The organism is Fodinicola feengrottensis (genome assembly GCF_010993775.1).
In the GTDB taxonomy this organism is placed as follows: domain Bacteria; phylum Actinomycetota; class Actinomycetes; order Mycobacteriales; family HKI-0501; genus Fodinicola; species Fodinicola feengrottensis.
The window spans coordinates 1-21,025 of sequence record NZ_WOTO01000023.1; the positions used below are offsets into that span (position 1 = coordinate 1).

Consider the following 21,025-nt stretch of genomic DNA (forward strand, 5'->3'; position numbering starts at 1 on the left):
CTCCACATCAATACCCAAGATTTTCAGCGTTGGAAGGCAATGTGGGCAGAGCCTTGGAACCAGCCGCCATCGCTCGACCCGCAGTGTACCAGCTCACGGTCGGACGCGGCGTCGCCGCTCGAGTGCGACACGTATCCGCGAGCCGCGTGCATCACGCCGGGTGCGAACCCAGCGTGATGTCGGCCGCGGTCACCGAACCGTCGATGCCCGCCGGCAGCTCGCGCGGCCGTCCGCGTCCATCTGGCCAGCAGCACAAACAAATCCTCGACCACGCGGTCATCCGGATCGACTCTGACCTCGACTCGGTCCGAATCGCCCCCGCAACGTCCAGAGCCGGCGTCCAATCTGGCCAGCAGCAACAAATCCTCGACCAGCGCGGTCATCCGGATCGACTCGGACTCGACTCGGTCCATCGCCCGGGCGATGTCCGGCGGCACCTTGTCGCCGGACCGGCGGGTCAGCTCGGCGTAACCGCGAATGGCGGCCAACGGCGTACGCAACTCGTGGCTCGCGTCCGCCACGAACTTGCGGACCCGCATCTCACTGGCATGTCGTACGGCCAGCGCATTGGCTATATGGCCCAACATCCGGTTGAGCGCGGAGCCGACCTGGCCTACTTCGGTACGGGGATTGGTGTCCCGGTCCGCCACTCGTACGGACAACGCGACTTCGCCGCGTTCCAACGGCAACTCGGCCACCCGGCTCGCGGTCGCCGCTACTCTTCGCAGCGGGGTCAACGTATAGCGAATGATCAGCTCACCGGCCAAAGCAGTCAGCAGCACCGCGATCAACGCCACCCCGAGCATGATCAACCCGGTGGACAGCAAAGTGCTGTTGATGTCGACGACCGAGAGTCCGACAATCAGGACTCTGCCGGGTGTCCTGTCGGAAGCAACGGCAATGACTTGGTGAGCGCCGAGCGACCCGCCGAGATCCACCGTACTCGGACGCTTGCCGACCTGCACGGTCTCCATCGCGGCCAGCGCATCAGGCGGCAGCTTGACCGGTTTTCCATAGTTCTGCTGGTTGATCGTGTACGCGTCCGTCACAGTCCCGTTGTCGATCACGACGATCGCGGTTCCCGCCCCACCACCCAAAAACCGAAGCCGTCCCGAAGTCGGCGGCCCGAGCGGCAGCTGCCCTTGGTCCCCTCCAATCGGCGAGTCCACGCGTTGGATCGAGCCAGCGAGCTGACCGTTGAGCTTGTCGAGCAGGAACGTCCGCAGGCCGACCTCGGTGACGACCCCCATCACGACGCACGCCACCGCCACCCAATGCGACCAACTGGCCCAACAACCGGCCGCGCAGCGACCAACCACCCGGGTGCAACGCGCGCCGAAGCTGACCGGACACCGTCTGGTCGGCTTCGGGTTTGGCCGCGCTGGTCACGATCCTTGGTCCGCTCCCGGCTTGAGCTTGAGCACGTAGCCCGCGCCGCGCATGTGTGGATCATCGGCGGCCGCCCAGCGTCGATTTTTTCTTGCGCAGGTAAGAGATATAGAGTTCCACGATATTCGCCTGGCCGCCGAAGTCGTAATTCCACACCCGGTCCAGGATCTGCATCTTGCTCAGCACCCGCTTCGGGTTGCGCATCAGGAACCGCAGCAGCTCGAACTCGGTCGCGGTCAGGCTGACCAGTTGGCCGGCCCGGCGTACTTCCCGGCTGTCCTCGTTCAGGGTCAGGTCGCCGACGACGATCTGGGCGCTGTCAGTTTCCTCGGTGATGTGTGCCCGGCGCAGCAGCCCGCGCAACCGGAGCACGACTTCCTCCAGACTGAACGGCTTGGTCACGTAATCGTCGCCACCGGCGGTCAGGCCGGCGATCCGGTCCTCGACGGCATCTTTCGCGGTCAGGAACAGCACCGGAATCCGGGGAGTGTCGGCGCGCATCCGGCGCAGCACCTCCAGGCCGTCGATGTCCGGCAGCATCACGTCGAGTACGACGACGTCCGGCCGGAACTCGCGGGCCACCCGGATGGCCGCGCCACCGTCGCCGGCACTGCGTACTTCCCAGTCCTCGTACCTCAACGCCATCGAGATCAGCTCAGCCAGCGTCTGCTCGTCGTCGACCACGAGAACCCGGATCGGTTCCCCGTCGGACCGCCGCAGTCGCGAGGGTTGCGTCACGGCGACCGGCTCGCCGTTGGTGACAGGTTGGCCTGGCGCGGCATTAACCATCGACATGCCCCCATTTTGGCCGCGCCCGATGTGTCGGGCCTGTGGGCTTCCTGTGCCCGAGCTGTGCGTACGCCCAGCCTCCCAGATCTGGCCGGCCCCGCCGCCCAATTGGGTGGTTATGGTGTGTCGAGGTCTGCCCGTACGGTGACGACATGACTGGCAGTGCGGCCAGGACCGCGAGCTTTGACCAGGTCAGCCAGCTGGCTGGCGTCCTGCTGCGGCGGGTGGACGAACTCGCGGACCAGCTGCTTTCCGATCTTCCCCATGACAGTCACACGGCCAACAACTCCGCCGGGCTCCCCCGGCAGGAGGTGCGCCGGTGCTGTGAGGACAACCTCGCGTCGCTGCTGCGCATCCTCGGCAGTGGCGAGCCGGTGGGCGGCCACCTCTTCGACACCGCCCGGCAGACCGGCCGGCTGCGCGCCGAGCAGCAGGTGCCGCTGGACACCGTCCTTTCCACGTACCGTCTCGGCGGTCGGGTGCTTTGGGAAGCGCTGGTCGACCTGGCCAAACGCGACGACGGCATCGACCGCGACTCGTTGTTGGACCTAGCCAGCACGGTCTGGGCGATGATTGACTCGGTTTCCGCCGAGGTGGCCGGCGCGCGTATCGGCGGGCCGAGCTGGGCTGCTGCTGCGGACGGACGAGCAGCGGCGGTACGCGCTGCTCGACGACCTGCTGGCGAACCGCGGCGAGGACACTGTCGTGGCCCGGGCCGCCGCGGACGCGCTGGATCTGCCGGTCGACGCCACCTACGTGGTGGTGACCGCGGCGGCCAGCGAGGACGGGCGGCCGAGCCTGCGTACGCCCGGGGACATGCTGGCGATCCGCGGCATCCGGTCGCTGTGGCAGCAGCGGTCGGAAACCCTGACCGGCTTGGTGGTGGTGCCGCAGCCGGCGCTGACCGGCCTGATCATGCTGTTGGAGCGGATCGCCCGCGGCCCGGTCGGACTGTCGCCGCGGGTGCACGGCCTGGTCGAGGTGGCGACCGGCTATCGGCTCGCGCTGCTGGCGCTGCGGACCGTACGCCGTGGCACCACCCAGGTCGCGAGCCTGGACGACCGCCTACAGGAGGCCCTGCTGGTCGAGTCGCCAGAGCTGGCCGCTCGGCTGGTCACCTGCGCGCTCGGCCCACTGTTCGCGCTGCCGCAGCGGGAGAGCGACATGCTCATCGACACCCTGCGGGCCTGGCTGGACGCGAACTGCTCGGCCAGCAACACCGCCGAACGCCTCTACTGCCACCGCAACACCGTGCTGAACCGGCTGCACCGGCTCGAAGATCTGCTGGTGGTGCCGATGTACGACCCACGCGGACAGGTTCAGCTCCGACTCGCATTAGCGGCACTTGAGCTGCGATAACACCGCATCTGCGGAGCTGCTGCTCCCGCGTCCGCTTGGGCGATCTGCCCAACAAACCGACACCAAGACTGGGCGTCCGGTTTAGGGGATTAGCCGATTTTGAGTGATATGCATCTCAGGTCCGACGCAAGCCCCGCGCCGGTCCGCCGGACCCGCCTGCCCCGGCGGCCCGGTTTGCCCGCGTACGCGTGGCTCGTACGCACCGGAAGAGAGGGTTCAATGACGACCCACAGAAAGCAGCTGACGCGCCGGGCCTTCCTGGCTCGCGCCGGCGTGCTCGGAGCCGCGGTGGCCGCCGGGGCCATCGTGCCCACGGTGACCGGCCTGCCGTTCGCCTCCGGCGAGACCAAGCAGGCCGGCATCGACCCGGTCATCGCGTTGCTCCGGCCGGCACTGCAGGAGTTGGCCCGCGACACGATCAACGGCCTCACCACCTTCGTGGTGCCCGGCTCCGACCCGTACTCCAAAGCGCAGGGCGTGTCGACCGCCGGCGCCGGCGCCATCCAGGCAAAGACGCCTGACTTCCTGATGGGCGCGCTGGACAACTTCGTACCGCTGCCGAACGAGTACGTACGTCCGGTGGCCGCGGCGCTCGCGACCGCCGTCGCGGACGACAAGATCCCGCTGCCCGGCGACCTGACCAGGCTGCTCCCGCTGCAGCTGAACACCGTCGACGAGGCGCTCAAGCGGATCCTGACCACCGACGAGACGGTGCCGTTGTCGCTGATCATCGCGATGACGCTGAACCTGCTCGCCACCCAGGTCAACCCGGCCTCGCTGCACGGCTTGTTCGTGTCTCCGTTCAGCCGGCTGAGCTGGGCCGACAAGGCCAAGACCATGAGCCTGCTGGAGGGCACCGACTCCGATCTGGTGCAGGCCCTGGACGTGAACCTGCCCGAGCCGCTGCACCAGTCGCTGTCCGGCGTACTGAAATTCGTCGGCGGCGCGCTGATCGAGTTCTCCGGCTACGGCTCGTTCACCGAATATGCCGTCTACAACAAGCAAACCAGGACTCTCACCGGCAAGCCGGTCGGCTGGACGATCACCGGCTACGACGGGATCGCCGAGGGCTGGGACGAGTTCAAGGGCTATTACCAGGGCCGTAAGAAGGTGGAGGGCTGATGCGCGACGTCATCGTGATTGGTGCCGGCGGGGGCGGCCCGGTGGTGGCCAAGGAGCTGGCCGCGAAGGGGGGCTGGACGTCCTGCTGTTGGAGGCCGGCCCGCGTTATGCCCATCCGCCAAGGAATGGACGCATTACGAGAACGACGCGAACAACCCGCTGACCGGGTTCCTCCGGTTCGGCCCGGGTGATCGCAGCAAGCCGGCGTGGTTCCGGGAAACCAGCCAGAACTCGTTCCTCTGGCAGCTTTCCGGCGTCGGCGGCACGACCCAGCACTATTACGGGAACTACCCGCGGGCGTATCCAGGAGTTTTCCAGGGATACGGCGGCGCCGACAAGGCCGCGTACGACACCGAGCACGTCTTCCCGTTCTCGTACAACGAAATGATCCCCCCTACTTCGAGTGGGTCGAGGCGACCGCGCCGGTGCAGACCGCGGCGATGGGGACCAAGGAAGAGGTCTATTTCCGGGGCTGCGAAACCCTCGGTGTGCCCGTACAGAAGACCAAGGACGCGCACGGCTTCGGCTACCGTCCGCAGGAGAACGCGATCCTGCAGCCGGGCGGCAATGCCGGCAAGACCAACAAAACCGACCTGCTGGTCTATCCCAAGGCGACCGGTTTGCACGTTCTGCGGTTTCTGTTTCCAGGGCTGCATGCAGCCGGTGAACGCGCCGCGGAACCAGATCGCCAAGCGCTCCACTGACAACAGCTATGTGCCGATGGCGCTGACCGCGGACGTGTGGGCCAAGGGCGGCAAGCCGGTCACCCTGATGACCGACGCGTTCGTGAATCAGGTGCATTACGAGGAAAAGAACGGCGTCACCACCGCGACTGGCGTGACCTGGCGGGACAACGCCACCGGCGACCTGCACCGCGAGGACGCCAAGGTGGTGGTGATGTCCGGTGGTTGTACGGAAAACCCGCGACTGTGGCTGAACAGCAACCTGCCGAACCCGAACGACTGGGTAGGCCGCGGCTACACCGACCACTTCTTCGACTGGGTGGTCGGCCTGATGGACGACTACACCGGCAACAGCAAGGGCGTCGGCTCGTCGGCCCGGTGCGACTTCCCCGGTCACGGTGGCCTGGAGAACGTCGGGTTGCCGCCGGCGCTGGAAGCGTTCACGTTGATGCTGTCCGACTCCGGTGTCCGCGGCGGGTACGACAACGGTCGCGGCAAGACCGGCTCGTGGGACGGCCCCACCGGCCGCCCGGTCGGCAAGGAGCTCATGGAGATCATGAGCCACGGCATCGACCGGCTGTTGAACGTACTGGTCATCACCGACGACGACGTGGAAGCGCAGAACCGAGTGGTTCGCTCGGCGCTGCCGGCGGACGCCAACGGGCCCATCGCGAAGGTCGAGTTCCACGGCCGCCAGCGGACCGCCCGGACACTCGCGAACCGCGAGTTCATGGCCAACAAGGCCGTACAACTGTTGCGCGGAGCAGGTGCGAAGAAGGTCATCCGGATCGACTGGGCGCCGCTGATCCTGCACGTCCAGTCGTCGATGCGGATGGGTACGTCGGACACCAACTCGGTGCTGGACGCGAACGGTGAGGCGCGTTTCGTGAAGCGGCTCTTCATCGCGGACAACTCGGCGCTGTCCAACGGCCTCGGCGGGCCGAACCCGACACTGTCCAACCAGGCGCTGTCGACCCGTACGGCGGAGAAGATCTTCAAGACGTATTTCGGCGGCGACCCCTGGGTCAGCAAGGAAGCACCGGTGGTCTCCACCGACAACCGGATCAGCATCCGGCTGCAACAGCTCGGGCTTTGACGCTGTCCTTGGCGTGCGCCAGCTGGCCCATCCAGGCCTGGATGGGCTAGCTGGCGCGGGCTAGGACGATGTCGAAAGTGACCAAATAATAGGGAACATCCATGGTTTTCCCGTCGGGGGCGACGCCTGGGTTCTGCATGGTGAATGGCGTGATCAGCGACCGCTTCACGCCGAACACCGCGTCGGAGTCCAGGTATTTGCTGTCTGCCGCGAAAACGTGGGTGATCAGAGTGTCGAAGCCGGCGGCGTCCACCTTGAAATGAATGTGTGCCGGCCGCATCGGATGGCGGCCGGCCGCGGTCAACAACTCGCCGACCGGGCCGTCGGTGGGGATCGGATACGCCTCCGGATGGACGGTCCAGAACCAGAAAACGGCCGTCGTCGGCCGCGCTCAGCCGGCCACGACCCTGGGCCGTGTCCAGGCCGGGATACTGTACGTCGTAAAAGCCGTCCTCGTCGGCCTGCCAGACCTCCATGAACGCATTCGGGACGAGATTCCCGTCCTCGTCACGTACCACACCGCTCACGTAACAGGGCTGACCGGCGGCACCCTGGGAAATATCGTCGCCGTTCACGAAATCCGGTGAGTCGGAAACGAAAAAAAACGGCCCGAGCACGGTGGATTCGGTGACTTTTCCGCCGGCTGGGTGGTTGACCTTGATGGTGGCCATGGAGGCGCCCAGGACATCGGACAGCAAGATGAACTCCTGCCGTTTGTCATCGGTGATGTGGCCGGTACGGGTGAGAAAGTCGATCGCGTAGGCCCACTCGGCCTCGGTCAGATCAACTTCGGCGATAAAGGAATGCAAGTGCCTGACCAGGCTCTGAGTTACCGTCCGCAACTGTCCCCAGCGGTGTCGAAGCTGCGTACGACCTCCTCGGTCAGGTCGCTCAGATCTGCCATCACACCACCCGTTCGAATACGGCGGCCAGCCCCTGACCGCCACCGATGCACATCGTTTCCAAGCCATAGCGCGCTTCCCGGCGATCCATCTCCCGCAGCAGGGTGGCCAGGATCCGGCAGCCGGTGGCGCCGACCGGGTGACCGAGGGAGATCCCGGAGCCGTTCACGTTCGTACGCTCGAAATCCTTCTCAGTGAATTTCCATTCGCGAGTCACCGCGAGCACCTGGGCAGCGAAAGCCTCGTTGAGCTCGATGAGGTCGATATCCGACAGCTTCAGCCCGGCGCGGCCGAGGGCGCGCTCGGTCGCTGGTACGGGACCGATGCCCATCGTCTCCGGCGGCACCCCGGCGCTGGCCCAGCTGACCAGCCGAGCGAGCGGGCGCAGACCGAGTTCGGCGGCCTTTTCTGGGGTAGTCACCAGACAAACCGCGGCACCATCGTTTTTGCCCACTGGCGTTTCCGGCCGTCACGGTCGATTCGGCGTCCTGCTTGACCATCACCGGCCGTAGTTTCGCGAGCGACTCCAGGCTGGCGTCCTCCCGCGGATGCTCGTCGCGGTCGAGCACCTGGTCAGGTTTTCCGCGTTTTCCAGGGATGGTGATCGGTACGATCTCGTCAGCGAACCGGCCGGCGGCAATGGCGGCGACCGCCCGCTGGTGCGACCCGAGGGCCAGCTCGTCCTGCTCTTCGCGGCCAATGCCGTATTCGCGGCGCAGGTTTTTTTCGGCGGTCTCCAGCATTCCGCCCGGCACCGGGTGGAATTTTCCGCCCGCGGTCACCCGTCCGCGGGCCAGCCGGTCGACCAGCTCCACACCGCCGCCTTTCACCCCCCACCGGATGCGGTCGGTGTAGAACTCGGCCTGGCTCATACTTTCCGCTCCACCGGCCAAAACAACGTCACAGGCGCCGGTTTGTACGCGCATTGCCGCATCGATGACGGCCTGCAAACCCGAGCCGCATCGCCGGTCGAGCTGTAAACCCGGCACGGTCACCGGCAGGCCAGCGTCCAGCCCGGCGACCCGACCGATCGCCGGCGCCTCGCCGTTGGGATAGCACTGCCCGAAAATCACGTCGTCGATGGCGGCCGGAGCGATGCCCGTACGCCGGACCAGCTCGGCAATCACGGTGGCGGCCAGCTCCAGCGCCGGCACGTCCCGGAACATTCCGCCAAAACGCCCGACCGGGGTCCGAACGGGCTCGCAGATCACCGCATCACGCATAGAAGGCTGCCTCTCATCGTCATCGGCCGGCTTCGTTGTCATCGGCTGGCAGGGCGCCCAGCCGCTTGCTGATCTCGGCGGCGGCCGCGACGACCGCCGGCAGGAAGTCGGCGTGAATGTCCGCCACCCTGACCGTACGCGCCGGCACGCTCATGCCAAGGGTGGCGATCACCCGGTCGTTGGCGTCCCGGATCGACCGTCCGGGCCGATCACGTCCGGCGCCGGCGAGGATCGCCTCGCACGGAGACCTCCTGCGTACAAACCTTGCCGCAATCTGGCGGACGTCAAGCGTGACCTCGTACGGACGCGATGTCGAGGGGCTGCTAGCGAGGTTTACGAGCGTCGACGAACTGGAGCATCGCGTACGTCCGCGTCTTGATGTTGGTGAAACCCCGATCAGCCAGCAAAGTCGGCATCTCCTCCGGCTCGAACATGTGCGCGCCAGCGAAGTTGCCGACATACGGCGCTATTTGCCGCGACAATCCGTAACCGGCCGCCGTCGCGGCCAGCGCGACCCGGCCGCCGCCGGGCCGCAACACCCGGTCGATGTGGTCGAACACCGCGTCCAGGTCTTCCACCAACTGCAGGACGACCGAGCAGCAGAGCGCGTCGACCGTCTCGGCCCGCAGCGGCAGCCGCTCGGTCGTCGGCTCGCACATATCCAACGTTCGACTCGCTCGTTCGCGCTATCGCCCGCGCCAGCATCTTCTCCGACACGTCCAGCCCGATCACCAAACCGCGTTCGCCGACCGCGCGGGCCAGCCCGACAGTGATGTTCGCCGGGCCGCAGCCAAGGTCGAGCACCGTGGCACCCCACTCCAGGTCGAGCCGCTCCGGCACCCTGCGGGTGTCCGCGCGCGATCCCGGGCGATCGGGTGCAGGAGATCGTACGCGGCCGCGCCGGTTTGATTGAGCCACAGCGACTGGGCCCGACCGGTGGAGGTCACTGGCACGTCAACAAGAAGGTCGAAATACCCTTGTCGGATCTGCAACTCGTCTGATCGAACATCCAACAGCGGCGCGATCCGGCGGAGTGCGCCGGTCATCTGATCGATCTCGACAGCCATTCGAAATGCCTCTTTCCGGCTTCGATTCTCTCCTGATATCCAGCCTACGTCCGCGCCCTCATCGCCGCTGTCTCCATGACTTCGACCGCGGCGGTTTTGCTCATAAAATTCCTGCTGGTGATGACAATCGGAGATCAATGAGGGTTTGTACTTTGTGGACCGACGCGCCCGCAAGAACTATCTTACAACGCCCTTCACCAGCAATAACGCCGAAGATTGCACAATGCGAGCGGGTCGGGGAGGGGAATTGGTCAACCGTACTATCGAGCAATGACTTGGAGAATCCGACAAGTGCCGTAACCTGGACCAGTGAACAGCTCAGAAGCAGTGAACACCGACGCCGCGCGGCCACGCGCGTACGGCGGTCGCCGGGCCTCCGATCGCAAGGCCGAGCGACGCGAGCGACTGATGCAGGCCGGCCTGGAGCTTTTCGGCACCGCCGGATATCCGTCCAGCTCGATCGAGAAGCTGTGTGCACGAGCCGGAGTCTCCACCCGCAACTTCTACGAGGAGTTCACCGGCCGGGAGGCGTTGTTGATCGCGCTTTACGGCCGCATCCTGGAAGAAGCTGCGGTCGCCATCGGAGTCGCACTGACCGACACCGCGCAGGAGTCGATGCGGCCCCGGGTGGAGCGGGCGATCCGGGCGTACGTACGGACCATGGCCGAGGACCCGCGCTGGGCCCGGCTGGCATATGTCGAGGTCATCGGGGTCAGTCAGGCCGTTGAGCAGTTCCGGATGGGCTGGCGGAACAACTACGTCGACCTGCTGGTCGGCGAGGCCGAGCGGGCCGCCGCACGCGGCGAGGCACCGCCCCGCGATTACCGGCTCAGCTCGCTGGGGCTGATCGGCGCGATCAACGAAATGGTGCACCAGTGGACGATCGCCGACGGCGGCATCGACCAGGAGGAATTGGTGGCCGAAATCGTACGCGTCGCGATGGCCGTGCTGAGTAACTAAAACTCACCCTCTGTCCACAGTGGACTATCGCGCGGGTGAGAGCCGCTGCCTGGCCCGCTCGATGACTTTGTCGGCCTCAGTGGAGATCGTCCGCGTCTCCTGCAAATAGGCCCAGTAATCCGGATGGACGCCGGCGAGCATCGACGGCGCGGCCTCCAGCCGAGCGACCAGTGCGTCCAACTGGCGCACTTCTTCGGGCCGCGCGCCACCCGGCGCGGCCAGCACGAACTTCTGCGCGTCCCGTACCTGGAACCAGGCCCGGTCGGCACCCTGCTTCGGATGCGCCACCACGTCCGCCAACTCGCGGGCCCTGGTGTCCACCGCCCGCAGCCCCGCCTCCGCCGCGTCGAGCCGGCGGCGAGCGTTCAGCAACGCGGTCGCCGCGTCCTCCCAGGCGCCCCGCTTGGCGGAGCGCTCGGCGGTGACCAGCGCCGACTTAGCCACATCCAAACCCTCGCGCGCGTCGTCCGGCACGTACTCAAGATCGGCCGAGCAGCCGCGGGCGAACCGCCGTCGCAGGTCCGACAGCGACTGGACCGCGAGCGGGATCCGCTGCCCGACCGCGTCCATCCGGGTAGCGGTGGAGAGCAGCCGCTTGCGGGTGTCGTCCACCATCGCGAAGTACGCCGCCGCCGCGGCCGACTGCACGCCGGCGGCCGCGGTCGCGGTGTCCTTGGCCGCCTGGGACGGCCGCTGCCAGCCCGTCGCGCCCGGGTCCTGGCCCGGCGCTGACCTCCCGCCAGCGCCGCTCCACGTCGTCGAGCTTGGCCGCCACCGCCGCCGAGGTGTAGCCGGCGGCGGTGAGACCTGTCACGGCCATCCGCGCCTTCTCCAGCCCGGTCCGGGCCAGCGCCCGCGACCCGGCGAGGTCCTGCAACGCCGCGTCCAACCGGGACAGGTCCGGCGCGATCCGCGACTCGAAAGCCTGCAGGTTCGCGTCCGCCGCGGCCAGCTGATCCCGTACGCCGGAGAACACCCCGATGGCCTGCCGCAACGCCGGCGCCTTCGTGTCCGGCTCGATCGGACACCGCTCGACCGCCGTCAGGTAAGCCGTCGATGCCTGCTCCGCGGCAGCCAGCAACGGACCCAGGTCAACCCGCATCCGCTGGCCGGAGACACCCCCGTCCAGCTGCGCGTACGACTGCACCTGCGCCTCGACGTGGTCCTGGGTGGTGTCCATGGAATGAAGGCCTGCGCGGCCGCCGACTTCGCGTCGAAGGCCGCGTCGGCGGCCTGCCGCCGCGCCTCACTGTTCCCGAACACACTGCCATCATGCCGCCTACGCGCTCGCCGAGTGACGGACCTCGGCGTACCGGTTTCGGCGGCCCGTACGCGATCACGTATGCTGGCGTGGCTTCCGACGGAGTTGGTTGGGCGGGTGAGATTCGGTCGAGGCCGATGTGCGATCATGGCTGAGGTCCCGCTCCCATCGTCCAGAGGCCTAGGACGCCGCCCTTTCAAGGCGGTAACACGGGTTCGAATCCCGTTGGGAGTACTCGACCGTGAGGTCGTAGGATAGGCAGGCACCACCAGTTAGGCCCCGTAGCGCAGTTGGTTAGCGCGCCGCCCTGTCACGGCGGAGGTCGCCGGTTCGAGCCCGGTCGGGGGGGTCGCTCAGTCGGTCAGGTCATGCATCTGGACCGGCACCGCGGCCAGGTAGCTCAGTTGGTACGAGCGTCCGACTGAAAATCGGATCGGAAGGTCGGCGGTTCGACCCCGCCCCTGGCCACTCTCACCACCTTCCATGTCAAACGTTCCACCGCAGGTCCGCCCGGGGCTTTCGCATGTCCGGGCCGAGCTGGCCCCGAACGGCCTGCGTAGACCCTGTTTGGCCTGGGCTAATCGCACGCTAATTGCACGACGGCCGTACCGGGTTTTCACCACCCTCTCGCGGTCCTGGTTGGTCTTCCCGTCGGCGGTCGCAGACCTACCGGGCCGGACTGCCAGGGTCAGCCGTGGGGGTGTCGGTAGATCCTGGCAGTCCGGTCTGGTCGCCTTTGGCGTCGAAGGGAAGGCCAACCAGTGCCACGTACCCGCTGTACGTCGAGGGCTTCTCGGAGGCGCCAGGGGGTTTCGGGGGCCAGCGAGGACCCCCGAGCACAGACAGCTCGACTGCATGGTCGGCAGCTCAGCCTGGTGCTGATCGTGGTGAATGCATCTGTGCGGAGCGGCGTGACTCCGGCCGACCGGTGCGGCCGCCGTCCGAGGACGGCGCCCAGCGTCGCCCGCAGCGGCGGTGTGGCGGGCCGGGCGACCGGAGCGCGCCCTTGATCCAATACAGAGCAATTCAGCAGCGAGACGCGAACGGGCGTGTGCACGTACCGGACTTGGCGCGAGGTATCGCACATCGGCTGGACCAAGGTTTGGTGTCCCGGTAGCGTGACTGGCATGGCTGATCGAGCTGAGTTCACGGAAGCAAGTACGCGGGCAACGCTGGAAAGTGCGGCCGCTACGGTCGGCATCGATGCCAACGGCGCGGAGCTGCTGCGGCTCGGCTCACACGCGGTCTACCGCCTTCGTGACGCCATCGTCGCGCGCGTCGCACGTACGGCTGCCGATGTCGCCAGCTACCGGCGAGAGATCGGCGTTGCTGACTGGCTGGAGTCCGTCAGCTATCCGGCCGCCCGCGCAGTCCATGTTGATCAGCCAGTCGTCGTTGACAATCGTGTCGTGGTCTTCTGGCAGTCCATTTCAGACCGGCAGGACTACGGAACCCCTGCCGATGTCGCGCACCTGGTAAAGCAGCTTCACGCACTGGACGCTCCGGCGAGTCTCGATCTCCCCCAGCTTGAGCCGTTCACCAGGGTGATGCCGCGCCTCGATGCTGCCATCGGACTTGACGAGGCAGATCGGGCGTACCTGGTCGAGCGACTGCCAGAGCTGCAGAAGGCGTACGCCGGCCTTGATTTCGTTCTACCCGCTGGAGTAATCCACGGTGACGCCAGCGTCGGCAACGTCATTCTCGACCAATCCCGCCAACCGATCTTGCTCGACCTGGACGGCTTCGCCATCGGCCCCCGCGAATGGGATCTGGTCGTGACTGCCATGTACTACGACAGCTTTGGCTGGCACACCAAAGCCGAGTACGACGAGTTCACCAAGATCTACGGCTTCGACATCATGGCCTGGCCCGGCTATGAAACCCTGCGCTCAATCCGCGAGTACCTAATGGTCAGCTGGCTGAGCCAGAAGCTGGCGAGAGCGAGAAATTCGCCAATGAGGTCCGGATGAGGATCTCGTCCCTCCGTAACGGTGAGAGTCGGAAGGGTTGGAATCCGTATTAGGCCGTTTCGTTGGGGTGGCCGAGTCGCGACGGCCGTAGAACTGCTTGGGTCTTCAGAGTCGCAATGAGCGTTTCTGGGACGTCCCGGATTAGTACATCCTCTGAGCGCCAGTCATGCACGCCCTGGGAAACGCTTCCCAGTGTCGTGGCTACAGCATTCGTATTCCGTAGAACGCGGGCACGGTCGAATGGATGGCTACTCCTCGGCAGATACGGGAGGCAGGCGTCAGTTACCCGGAGAACGAAGGACTGCAGATCATTATCCCGAATCGCGGGCAGAACACGACGACGGATCTTTGTGAATTCGTTCCATGCGTGGTTCATTTCCGTGACCCACTCTTTGGTCTTCTGCCGATCCTCGACGTTTAGCCTCTCGACGAGGTCAAACAGGGCGTCATCGAGATCTTCTCCCGCCTTGATAGCAGCCTGCGCTGTCGCGAGCTGCCGTGAGTTCTCGATAGACATCGTTGTGAGTGTGAAGTTGCTCTTTCGAGTCTTGTAGAGCACTACGAGCGCGACCAGAGTAGAGATCACGCCATTGAGAAATGCACCCACGACCGGTGGGATTACCGCAGTCCAGTCCATGACGACGGAGCCTAAAGCTGTGCGCTCTGACTGAGTAGTGGCTGCTTGTACGAGTTGTACGGCCAAACGACGCCGAAGCTAGGGCCAACAGTCACTAACGACACAGAGCAACGCGGGACTCCAGTGACGGCTCGGCTGGCTCTACTGCATACGTTCGGGCAGCAGCATCACGCGGCTTGACTGCTTATGCGGGAGCTGCGAGGCGCCATAAAGTATGTAGTTCGGCTGCGGAAATAAAGCTCCGATCCATCACACTCGGGCCGGCCAGGGCGAGGCGAGCCCTGAATTCGCGGAGGTACTCGACGGTTCGCGCGGACTTCAAGTGTTCACCTACATCGATGGCTTTGAGTGCTATGGATTGAGCTTGTTCGCGGTCACCTGCGGCTAGGTGCGCGTCAGCCAGCACCATGGTGGCGAAATAGTTGCTGCGTAGGTATTCGTCGCTGGTTCCGCATACCGATTGCAGGAGGTAGCCGGCGGCGTCCTGGTGGCGGCCGAGGTCGCGGAAGCAATGGCCAATTTCTGCGGCCAGCTCGGCTTCGTCGACGTACCGAATCCACTCGGGGTCGTCGTCGGGCTTGCGCTTGTCAAAGAGAGTGACGGCTTTCGAGATGGCCCGGTCAGTGCCGGTGGCGTCGCCCTGCCGGGCGAGTGCGCGGGCTTCCATGAGGGAGAAGTGGGCGGTCAGGGTGGCGGTGGCGCGGCCTCGGGTTCCAGCTTGCGCGGCCTGTGCGAGTTGTGCAGCTTGGGTGTACTTACCGACGAATGTTGCCTGGTGGCTCATTGCGTCCATGATGCTGGCGGAGAGTACGCGGTCTCCGGCTGAGTCGGCGATTTTTGTTGCCTGGATGAAATATCGCTGCGCAAGTCCGTGGTTGCCTGCGTCGTACGACATCCACGCGACCAGCATGACCGCCTCGGCGGTGGCGCGGTACAGGTCGCGGCGGACCGGGCCGGGTTGGTGCTCGTCCAGCAGTGGCAAGACATCGCTGCGCAGGTATTGGACGAGGGCCTGGCGGGCGTGGCCTCCGCCGAATTGGTTGTCTAGCCGCGCGAAAAGCTCGGTCGTACGGCGAATCCCTTCAACGCCAGCGATTCGGCCGAGATCGGCCGGTGCGGCCTGGTCGGTGTCAGCCAGCATCCACTGCATGGACGTGTTCTTCCAAGCGTCGAGATCGACAGCGGCGGCAACGATGCCCGGATTGCCGTCGAGGTCGACTCGGAGCAGATCGGCGATGCTGACGCGGTCCGGTTCGTCGCCGGTCGGATAGGTCAGACCGACGGTCAGATCGGGTGCAGTGTCGCCCGCGCTCGACGGAGTGTGAGCGAGGGTTGATGCTGCGTGCCTATCAAGTCCTGCAAAAGGTCGTAGCGCGCGCTCTGTGGCATGTCGAGGCCGTTGGCGATGTCGATAAGAACGCCGAGCGTCTTTTCCTTGGTCTTGTTGATCATGCGGCTGATCTGGCCCTGATCCTTTCCCAGAGCCACACCGATCCGGGTCTGCGAGATCTTGGGCGAAAGGCTGCCCATGATCTTGAACAGTTGGCCGATATCGCGCGCACGCAGAGCCTGACGGACCGCCGGATCCGTCCAGAAGTCCGGCGGGAGTCGGATCGGGTCGTATCCCGGCACGCGGTCGCTGACCTCCCGTAGCTGCGCAAACGCTATCCACAGTGATTGTAGGCGTGCGCCGGGTGACGGTGGCCGTTTGGCTATGACTACATGCCATATGCCAGCGAGCCATGGGATAGCAGGCTGCCAGTCAACAGGCTTGTCACATGGACAAGCCAGCGGATGGGCAGGTGGACACCTTGCCAGGTAAAGAGGTTTGCCGGTCATGTGAGGGCCGTGGCTGGAAGCTGGTCTTTCGGTTGCGGGTATTGCCGATGTCTGAGTCGTCGTTTCGGCAGCCGCGTACGACGTGTATGGACTGCTGGGGAACCGGGCATGTCGGCGCGGCCTGAGTCGTTGCCGCCTGGAGACTTGGACGTGTTCCGGTCGGTGTTGGTGCAACATCGCCCACACGGAGTCCAGGTGGGTACGCGTACCTGCTCGTGTTGTGGTGGCGTCTGGGATTCGGTGCAGCTGGGCGACGGTCCGAGCTTCATCCACCGCTGTATTGAGCGGTTGGACGCGCAACTGGCCCTGGCCGAGGTCGGGCAGCTGCCTGATTCGCTCTTGGCGCCGGCGCCAGTGGTCCAGCCGAGACTGGGGTTTCTAACTTCCTACAGGTAAAAGCTGGCCGGACGGGTCCGGTTGAGCTTCTCGCCGTGACATGTGGCACGAGGGGTGCGGCGGGGGTGATGCTCCCGGATCCGTCTGGCCGTTCACTGGGCTCCAGCTCAGTCGCTATGGGTTTGCTCCGATCCCCATCGTGCATCCATAGCGCTGAGCTGGAGTCCGTCCTCTTTCATGGGAGGCATCGGGGCATGGTCGTTCTGGTACGCGCCGATTCGGTGCTGACGTTGACCGCGCGGGATCTGTCGAGTGCACATCAGCCGCGAGTACGACGCGATCGTGTGTCGTGCCGGGCGTGTGATGACCTGTGGCCGTGTGACGTGCGCGCGGTGGCCGAAGCGGTGCTGGTGGCTGCGGGGATGAATCCGCGGGCGTATGACGATTCCCCGCCGATGCCGCGTAGGCGTCCGGCTCCGCATCGGGCCGTGCGGTGAGCATGCTCGGGCAGGTCTTGTCACTGCGCCGGCAGGTCGCGCAAGCTAAGACAGATGCCGCGCAGATGCTGCAGGATGCTCGCGCGAAAAGGGACCAGCGGCGGGTAGACCACTACTCCGGCAAGACCCTAGCGTTGATCACGATCCTTGACATGATGATCGACAAAGAATTTGGTCTGACAAAAAGAAGAATCCGACTAGCCAGATCGGCGCGGCCCCGCGTGGCAGGTCTCTGTGCAGGTCGTAGAGTTGTGCACGGATCACAAGAGTTTGCAATCACCTCAGCACCTGTTGCCGGAACCGCAAAACCGATGACGCGGCGGATGCGCGTTCTCGACCGGGCCGGTGTGCCACCACCGACCGGTTTCACGTACGGCTGGTCTGCCAGCTGGCAGACCAGCCGCTCTAGGACGGTGGTGACGTATCCGCGTGGTAGGTATGCGTGCCACGGCGCGGGTCATGTCCTAGATCCGGCGAGAGCTCGTCCGCGGCGACCATCCGCGCGATCGCCGCAGGTCAGAGTCTTTCCTGCCATACCTGTTCGTTGCCTTGTGCACAGTCCTGGACAACGAGATGTGCCGGGTCCGTGCCGTCTAGGCATCGGCCACTCGGATTCCAAGTGATCGGAATATTTCTGCCGTTTGTGTCATAGGTCCAGGCGAGGAGAGGGTCGTTGTTATTGCTGTCGCCACACGCACTCGTCGACACCGGCCCGGCGCCTGAGGTGACGACGGTGGAGAGGCAGCGGCCGCTGGCGAAATTGACGAAGGTCGCGCCATAGGTGGCGGTGTACCAAAGTTGGGAGCTGTTGCTGGTGCAGCTCGACAGAAATGCCGATCCGCTGACGTCGGTGTCAAGACACAGTGAGTTTCCCGCGTTCATGAAGCGAGAAACATCCCCGATGAACACTTGAGTCCATCTCTGGGTCGCGTCACCGTTCCGGCAGAATTCGGCGGCCACCGCACCGGACGGATCTGCTTCCAGACAACGGCCGGTGTCGCGGTTGACCCAGGTGCCAGGGTCGTTGCCACTGCTGCTGTCGACATTCATCGTCCAGGTCTGAGCCGCGTCGTTCCTGCAGGCGTCCGTGTGTACGGATTCTTGAAAGTTGTCAATACACAGGCCCAGGATGTTTTGAACAGGGGTGTGTCATAACCAAAGACGTCGGTCAAGTACCATTTCTGGCCGTAGTTGGCCCGACCGAAATCGCAGGGAGAGGTGGACACTTTCCCCGCGCCGTCGGCAAAGAGGCACTGGCCGGTCGCCGCGTTCGCGTACACTCGGAAGGTGCCTCCTTGGACATTTTGCGACTCCAGGGAACGCGGAGTCACCGAGTGCGTTGAGGCGCCTGCTGAAGACGCTGGGGTGAGTGCCAAGAGCACCGCGACTACAGCAGCACTGATTCTGACGTATCGTGGGAGGATTTTCACTAGAGGACTCCGTTTGTGTAAGCACGGTACAATGCACGTGAATTGTCGCGAGATCTTGGTGCGTATGTATCCGTGCTACCACTGATAAACCCGCCTAGTGATTTCCCTATGGGGCAAGTGTGAAGATAGCCTTGACGTACGCGTCCGCCAACGACCCGTCCGGTAAGAACAACTTCGACATGTCATCCCACCTCAGGTCAGTAGAGGTGCGTCTGAGCCGGGGAAGTGGTATAGGGGACGCGGCGGGTTTTCAAATCCATTCCAATAAATCCACAAATGATCGCCAGCGATCAAAGCTTATTGGGTGGCCGAGCCTCCACCCCGTGGCCACCGCGTGGAGTCAAACTCAACAGTAATTTTCGGGGCACTCATAACGTCCAGCCTGAAGAGTTCATGATCGCGACGCCAGGATTTCGAGCATCCAGGAAGCGGGGATCGCGACCGTGGATGACAGTGCCGAAACCGCCGGGTGGAACCTCGACAAGAACCGTCCGGTGGGAGGAGACCTGCCGGCCGTACGGTCGGGCCTGGTCGTCGTACGTCTCGATCACGACCGGTCCACCGTCCGGCATGGTGACCGTGCATGTATGCGAGACCTGATCTCCGTTGCGCAGTAAGGCGAGCGCCGCGTCCGGTCCTGCCATGACCAGCGTCGCGACGACCGGCTCGACGAGCAACGCATCGATCCGGACCGGCCCGGTCGAACAGACCGCGGTGAGCGTGGCGCCGGCCGGGACCGATTGAGCCAGCGAGACTGGCAACAGCGTGCCCGGCACCGGCGAGATGCCCTGAGCGCCACCGGTGCCGTGGTCGATGGCGCCGACCCCGGCGCTGCCGGCCCGCCATGACGTACGGCCCGGATGGTCGGTCAGCTCCACGATCGGGCGGATGAGCAGCGGCCGATTGCCGGCCGGCAGTGTCCAGGACACGCTTGCGGCCGTCGGCAGCGTCGCGTACGAGCCGCCGCTCCACTGATATTCGCCGGTATAGGCCGGATCCGCCGTGACGATCGCCGCGCCGCCGGCCATCCGTCCTGCCTCTGCTTCCAGGACCTCGAGCCCGTCGTGGCTGACCACCCTGGTCAGCCGAGCGAGCCCGGCCCGGTCCAGGGCCAGCATCGAGAGTTGTCCGTGAATCGTTGACTCAGCGCCAGAATTTCGGTTGATCGACCCATCCGGCGCGAGCCCGTCGAAAGTGACACCGGTGGCCGGGTCGTACATCGGTTGGCCGGCTCGGTTGGCGCCGAAATACCAACCGGCGGTGATTGTGGCCAGCAGCCGCAAACCGTCGCGACCGGTGGCGTCCGCGATCGTCAACAGTGCGCGAAGGCGCGCGTCCACGCCGTACGCGATCTGGCTGCGGTCGATCGGCGCTGGCAGCCAACCGTTGTCGCAACCACCCGCGGTCAGCAACGCCGGAGTGAAACCGGCGGCATCGCGCAGTGCCGCCGCCAACAAAGCCGTTGTCAACAATGCCGTTGCCGGCTGGGCTGGCCGGCCGAGTGCGGTGGCCGCGACAGCCAACGCGGTCGGCATCTGCGCGGCCCAGGCATGCCAACTGGACCGACTGTTGGCGGCCGGCATGACCGCTCCGTACGGCCAGGTTTTCGCGTCCCCGGCTGACAAAGCGGCGATGCCTTCGGCGAGCTGGGCCAATGCCGTACGCGCGGCTGGCCCGCCGCCAGCGTGGACGTACGCGGCGAGTCCGAGCACAGCCGGGAACTGGCGTCGGCGGCGCCGTTGATCAGCCAGCCGGGAACCCGCCTTCCGTCGCTGACCTCCCAGTCGCCGTACTTGACCAGCACCTGACGCCGCAGCGCGGACACCGCCAGGTCCAGTCGGTTCCGCAGGAAGGTGGCGAATTTTCGGTCACTGGAACGGAAAGCCGCATATCCCTCGCCGAGTGCCCAGATCGACCTCGCCAGCCAGTACGACGGCCCGGAGTCGGACGGATCGGGACTGTCCGGCGGTGTCGCGCTCGGCGTCAGGGCGCCGTCGGACTGCATCCACAGCAGCGGATTTCCCGCGTTCGGGCCAGAAATCGTCTGCAGATAGGTGAGGCCGCGAAGCAGTTGGTACGCCTTTCGTCCACTGGCGGCAGTATGGTTCTGTTGCCAGTCACGGAGATAGACCACGCAGGCCCGGGCAATGTCATCGGTGTTGAAGGCACCCTGTCCATAGTGGCCAGTCACCGGATCGTACGCACCGCCGCCCGACCCGCCGGAAGGAACCGTCGCTCTGGTGCTCGGCGTAGGTCCACAAAACCCCGATCGCCGGCTCACTGTCGAGCTGGTACGTGTCGTGGCCAGTTTGTTGTGCGGGCTGTACTCCGGCACAGAGGAAGTCGAGGTGCCCGAGATTGGTCAATTTTGGCTCTGCTGTGGAGATCTTGGGGACAGTGACCAAAGGTATGGCCATTCCAGCGGCGAGCAGAGTTCTGCGACGTACGGACATCGGAACCTCCAG

At 65.3% G+C, this 21,025-nt stretch carries 20 protein-coding genes, 3 tRNA genes and 4 pseudogenes; 10 read left to right on the top strand and 17 right to left on the bottom strand.

Annotated features, from left to right (window positions below; translation table 11 throughout):
* Positions 1-23: 23 nt before the first annotated feature.
* The 3 genes and pseudogenes from GNX96_RS21265 to GNX96_RS21275 form a co-directional block, all read right to left on the bottom strand.
* The gene (locus GNX96_RS21265; protein WP_279581049.1) at positions 24-1,265 is read right to left on the bottom strand and encodes a HAMP domain-containing sensor histidine kinase; all 1,242 of its coding nucleotides are present in this window, start codon (positions 1,263-1,265) and stop codon (positions 24-26) included.
* 120 nt (positions 1,266-1,385) lie between these two features.
* Positions 1,386-2,109: pseudogene (locus tag GNX96_RS21270) on the bottom strand (response regulator transcription factor).
* Between the two features lie 185 nt (positions 2,110-2,294).
* Positions 2,295-2,564, bottom strand: a complete 270-nt coding sequence (locus GNX96_RS21275) for a hypothetical protein (protein WP_163569415.1) — start codon at positions 2,562-2,564, stop codon at positions 2,295-2,297.
* A gap of 187 nt (positions 2,565-2,751) precedes the next feature.
* Here GNX96_RS21275 and GNX96_RS21280 point away from each other — a divergent pair, with 187 nt between their 5' ends.
* From GNX96_RS21280 to GNX96_RS53895, 5 genes are all read left to right on the top strand, one after another.
* Positions 2,752-3,537: a PucR family transcriptional regulator gene (locus tag GNX96_RS21280; protein WP_163569416.1), complete on the top strand. Its 786-nt coding sequence runs from the start codon at positions 2,752-2,754 to the stop codon at positions 3,535-3,537.
* Positions 3,538-3,756: 219 nt separating this feature from the next.
* On the top strand, positions 3,757-4,659 hold the full coding sequence (locus GNX96_RS21285; RefSeq protein ID WP_163569417.1) for a twin-arginine translocation signal domain-containing protein: 903 nt from the start codon (positions 3,757-3,759) through the stop codon (positions 4,657-4,659).
* Entirely contained in the window at positions 4,659-4,850 is a 192-nt protein-coding gene (locus GNX96_RS53885) for a hypothetical protein (RefSeq protein WP_279581050.1), read from the top strand. Before GNX96_RS21285 ends, GNX96_RS53885 begins: the two co-directional genes overlap by 1 nt.
* Before the next feature lie 234 nt (positions 4,851-5,084).
* Positions 5,085-5,363 carry a hypothetical protein gene (locus tag GNX96_RS53890; protein ID WP_279581051.1) on the top strand — a complete coding sequence of 93 codons (279 nt, stop codon included), beginning with the start codon at positions 5,085-5,087 and terminating at the stop codon, positions 5,361-5,363.
* Positions 5,323-6,438, top strand: coding sequence for a GMC oxidoreductase (locus GNX96_RS53895; protein WP_279581052.1), 1,116 nt, complete (start codon positions 5,323-5,325; stop codon positions 6,436-6,438). The genes GNX96_RS53890 and GNX96_RS53895 overlap by 41 nt, the downstream gene beginning before the upstream one ends.
* 46 nt (positions 6,439-6,484) lie before the next feature.
* On the opposite strand, the gene GNX96_RS61265 is transcribed toward GNX96_RS53895, so the two are convergent.
* The 6 genes and pseudogenes from GNX96_RS61265 to GNX96_RS64370 all read right to left on the bottom strand — a co-directional run.
* Positions 6,485-6,742, bottom strand: coding sequence for a dioxygenase family protein (locus GNX96_RS61265; protein WP_390624099.1), 258 nt, complete (start codon positions 6,740-6,742; stop codon positions 6,485-6,487).
* A gap of 118 nt (positions 6,743-6,860) precedes the next feature.
* Positions 6,861-7,409, bottom strand: a pseudogene (locus tag GNX96_RS61270) (dioxygenase); the annotation flags it as partial.
* Positions 7,342-8,563, bottom strand: a pseudogene (locus GNX96_RS21300) (acetyl-CoA C-acetyltransferase). The pseudogenes GNX96_RS61270 and GNX96_RS21300, both read right to left, overlap by 68 nt.
* Before the next feature lie 19 nt (positions 8,564-8,582).
* A complete protein-coding gene (locus GNX96_RS21305; protein ID WP_163569418.1) occupies positions 8,583-8,735 on the bottom strand; it encodes a hypothetical protein in 153 nt (50 codons plus the stop codon).
* Positions 8,736-8,886: 151 nt separating this feature from the next.
* Positions 8,887-9,222 carry a methyltransferase domain-containing protein gene (locus GNX96_RS53900; RefSeq protein ID WP_279581053.1) on the bottom strand — a complete coding sequence of 112 codons (336 nt, stop codon included), beginning with the start codon at positions 9,220-9,222 and terminating at the stop codon, positions 8,887-8,889.
* A 43-nt stretch (positions 9,223-9,265) separates the two neighbouring features.
* Positions 9,266-9,481: pseudogene (locus tag GNX96_RS64370) on the bottom strand (methyltransferase domain-containing protein); the annotation flags it as partial.
* A 458-nt stretch (positions 9,482-9,939) separates the two neighbouring features.
* Between GNX96_RS64370 and GNX96_RS21320 the strand changes: the two are divergent.
* Positions 9,940-10,590: a TetR/AcrR family transcriptional regulator gene (locus GNX96_RS21320; protein WP_279581055.1), complete on the top strand. Its 651-nt coding sequence runs from the start codon at positions 9,940-9,942 to the stop codon at positions 10,588-10,590.
* 478 nt (positions 10,591-11,068) lie between these two features.
* On the opposite strand, the gene GNX96_RS21325 is transcribed toward GNX96_RS21320, so the two are convergent.
* Positions 11,069-11,770, bottom strand: coding sequence for a hypothetical protein (locus GNX96_RS21325; RefSeq protein ID WP_163569420.1), 702 nt, complete (start codon positions 11,768-11,770; stop codon positions 11,069-11,071).
* A gap of 242 nt (positions 11,771-12,012) precedes the next feature.
* On the opposite strand from GNX96_RS21325, the gene GNX96_RS21330 reads away from it, so the two are divergent.
* The 4 genes from GNX96_RS21330 to GNX96_RS21345 all read left to right on the top strand — a co-directional run bounded on the left by GNX96_RS21330 (position 12,013) and on the right by GNX96_RS21345 (position 13,821).
* Positions 12,013-12,085 (top strand) — tRNA-Glu (locus GNX96_RS21330).
* Positions 12,086-12,126: 41 nt separating this feature from the next.
* Positions 12,127-12,200 (top strand) — tRNA-Asp (locus tag GNX96_RS21335).
* 40 nt (positions 12,201-12,240) lie between these two features.
* Positions 12,241-12,319, top strand: a tRNA-Phe gene (locus GNX96_RS21340).
* 659 nt (positions 12,320-12,978) lie between these two features.
* Entirely contained in the window at positions 12,979-13,821 is an 843-nt protein-coding gene (locus tag GNX96_RS21345; RefSeq protein ID WP_163569421.1) for a phosphotransferase, read from the top strand.
* 49 nt (positions 13,822-13,870) lie between these two features.
* On the opposite strand, the gene GNX96_RS21350 is transcribed toward GNX96_RS21345, so the two are convergent.
* The 7 genes from GNX96_RS21350 to GNX96_RS21380 form a co-directional block, all read right to left on the bottom strand.
* A complete protein-coding gene (locus tag GNX96_RS21350) occupies positions 13,871-14,458 on the bottom strand; it encodes a hypothetical protein (RefSeq protein ID WP_163569422.1) in 588 nt (195 codons plus the stop codon).
* Positions 14,459-14,642: 184 nt separating this feature from the next.
* The gene (locus GNX96_RS21355; RefSeq protein WP_163569423.1) at positions 14,643-15,608 is read right to left on the bottom strand and encodes a hypothetical protein; all 966 of its coding nucleotides are present in this window, start codon (positions 15,606-15,608) and stop codon (positions 14,643-14,645) included.
* Positions 15,609-15,742: 134 nt separating this feature from the next.
* Positions 15,743-16,090, bottom strand: a complete 348-nt coding sequence (locus GNX96_RS21360) for a hypothetical protein (protein WP_163569424.1) — start codon at positions 16,088-16,090, stop codon at positions 15,743-15,745.
* Between the two features lie 1,556 nt (positions 16,091-17,646).
* Positions 17,647-18,090, bottom strand: a complete 444-nt coding sequence (locus GNX96_RS21365; protein ID WP_390624100.1) for an RICIN domain-containing protein — start codon at positions 18,088-18,090, stop codon at positions 17,647-17,649.
* 838 nt (positions 18,091-18,928) lie between these two features.
* Positions 18,929-20,143: a hypothetical protein gene (locus GNX96_RS21370; protein WP_163569426.1), complete on the bottom strand. Its 1,215-nt coding sequence runs from the start codon at positions 20,141-20,143 to the stop codon at positions 18,929-18,931.
* Complete coding sequence (locus GNX96_RS21375) at positions 20,026-20,751, bottom strand: hypothetical protein (protein WP_163569427.1); 726 nt, start codon at positions 20,749-20,751, stop codon at positions 20,026-20,028. The genes GNX96_RS21370 and GNX96_RS21375 overlap by 118 nt, the downstream gene beginning before the upstream one ends.
* Positions 20,711-21,013, bottom strand: a complete 303-nt coding sequence (locus GNX96_RS21380) for a hypothetical protein (RefSeq protein ID WP_163569428.1) — start codon at positions 21,011-21,013, stop codon at positions 20,711-20,713. The genes GNX96_RS21375 and GNX96_RS21380 overlap by 41 nt, the downstream gene beginning before the upstream one ends.
* Positions 21,014-21,025: the final 12 nt, after the last annotated feature.

Bases quoted from the DNA above. Each gene is read 5' to 3' on its own strand.
- GNX96_RS21285 (WP_163569417.1), top strand. From the start codon at position 3,757: ATGACGACCCACAGAAAGCAGCTGACGCGCCGGGCCTTCCTGGCTCGC.
- GNX96_RS53885 (WP_279581050.1), top strand. From the start codon at position 4,659: ATGCGCGACGTCATCGTGATTGGTGCCGGCGGGGGCGGCCCGGTGGTG.
- GNX96_RS53900 (WP_279581053.1), bottom strand. From the start codon at position 9,222: ATGTGCGAGCCGACGACCGAGCGGCTGCCGCTGCGGGCCGAGACGGTC.
- GNX96_RS21325 (WP_163569420.1), bottom strand. From the start codon at position 11,770: ATGGACACCACCCAGGACCACGTCGAGGCGCAGGTGCAGTCGTACGCG.
- GNX96_RS21345 (WP_163569421.1), top strand. From the start codon at position 12,979: ATGGCTGATCGAGCTGAGTTCACGGAAGCAAGTACGCGGGCAACGCTG.
- GNX96_RS21350 (WP_163569422.1), bottom strand. From the start codon at position 14,458: ATGGACTGGACTGCGGTAATCCCACCGGTCGTGGGTGCATTTCTCAAT.
- GNX96_RS21355 (WP_163569423.1), bottom strand. From the start codon at position 15,608: ATGCAGTGGATGCTGGCTGACACCGACCAGGCCGCACCGGCCGATCTC.
- GNX96_RS21370 (WP_163569426.1), bottom strand. From the start codon at position 20,143: ATGCCGGCCGCCAACAGTCGGTCCAGTTGGCATGCCTGGGCCGCGCAG.
- GNX96_RS21380 (WP_163569428.1), bottom strand. From the start codon at position 21,013: ATGTCCGTACGTCGCAGAACTCTGCTCGCCGCTGGAATGGCCATACCT.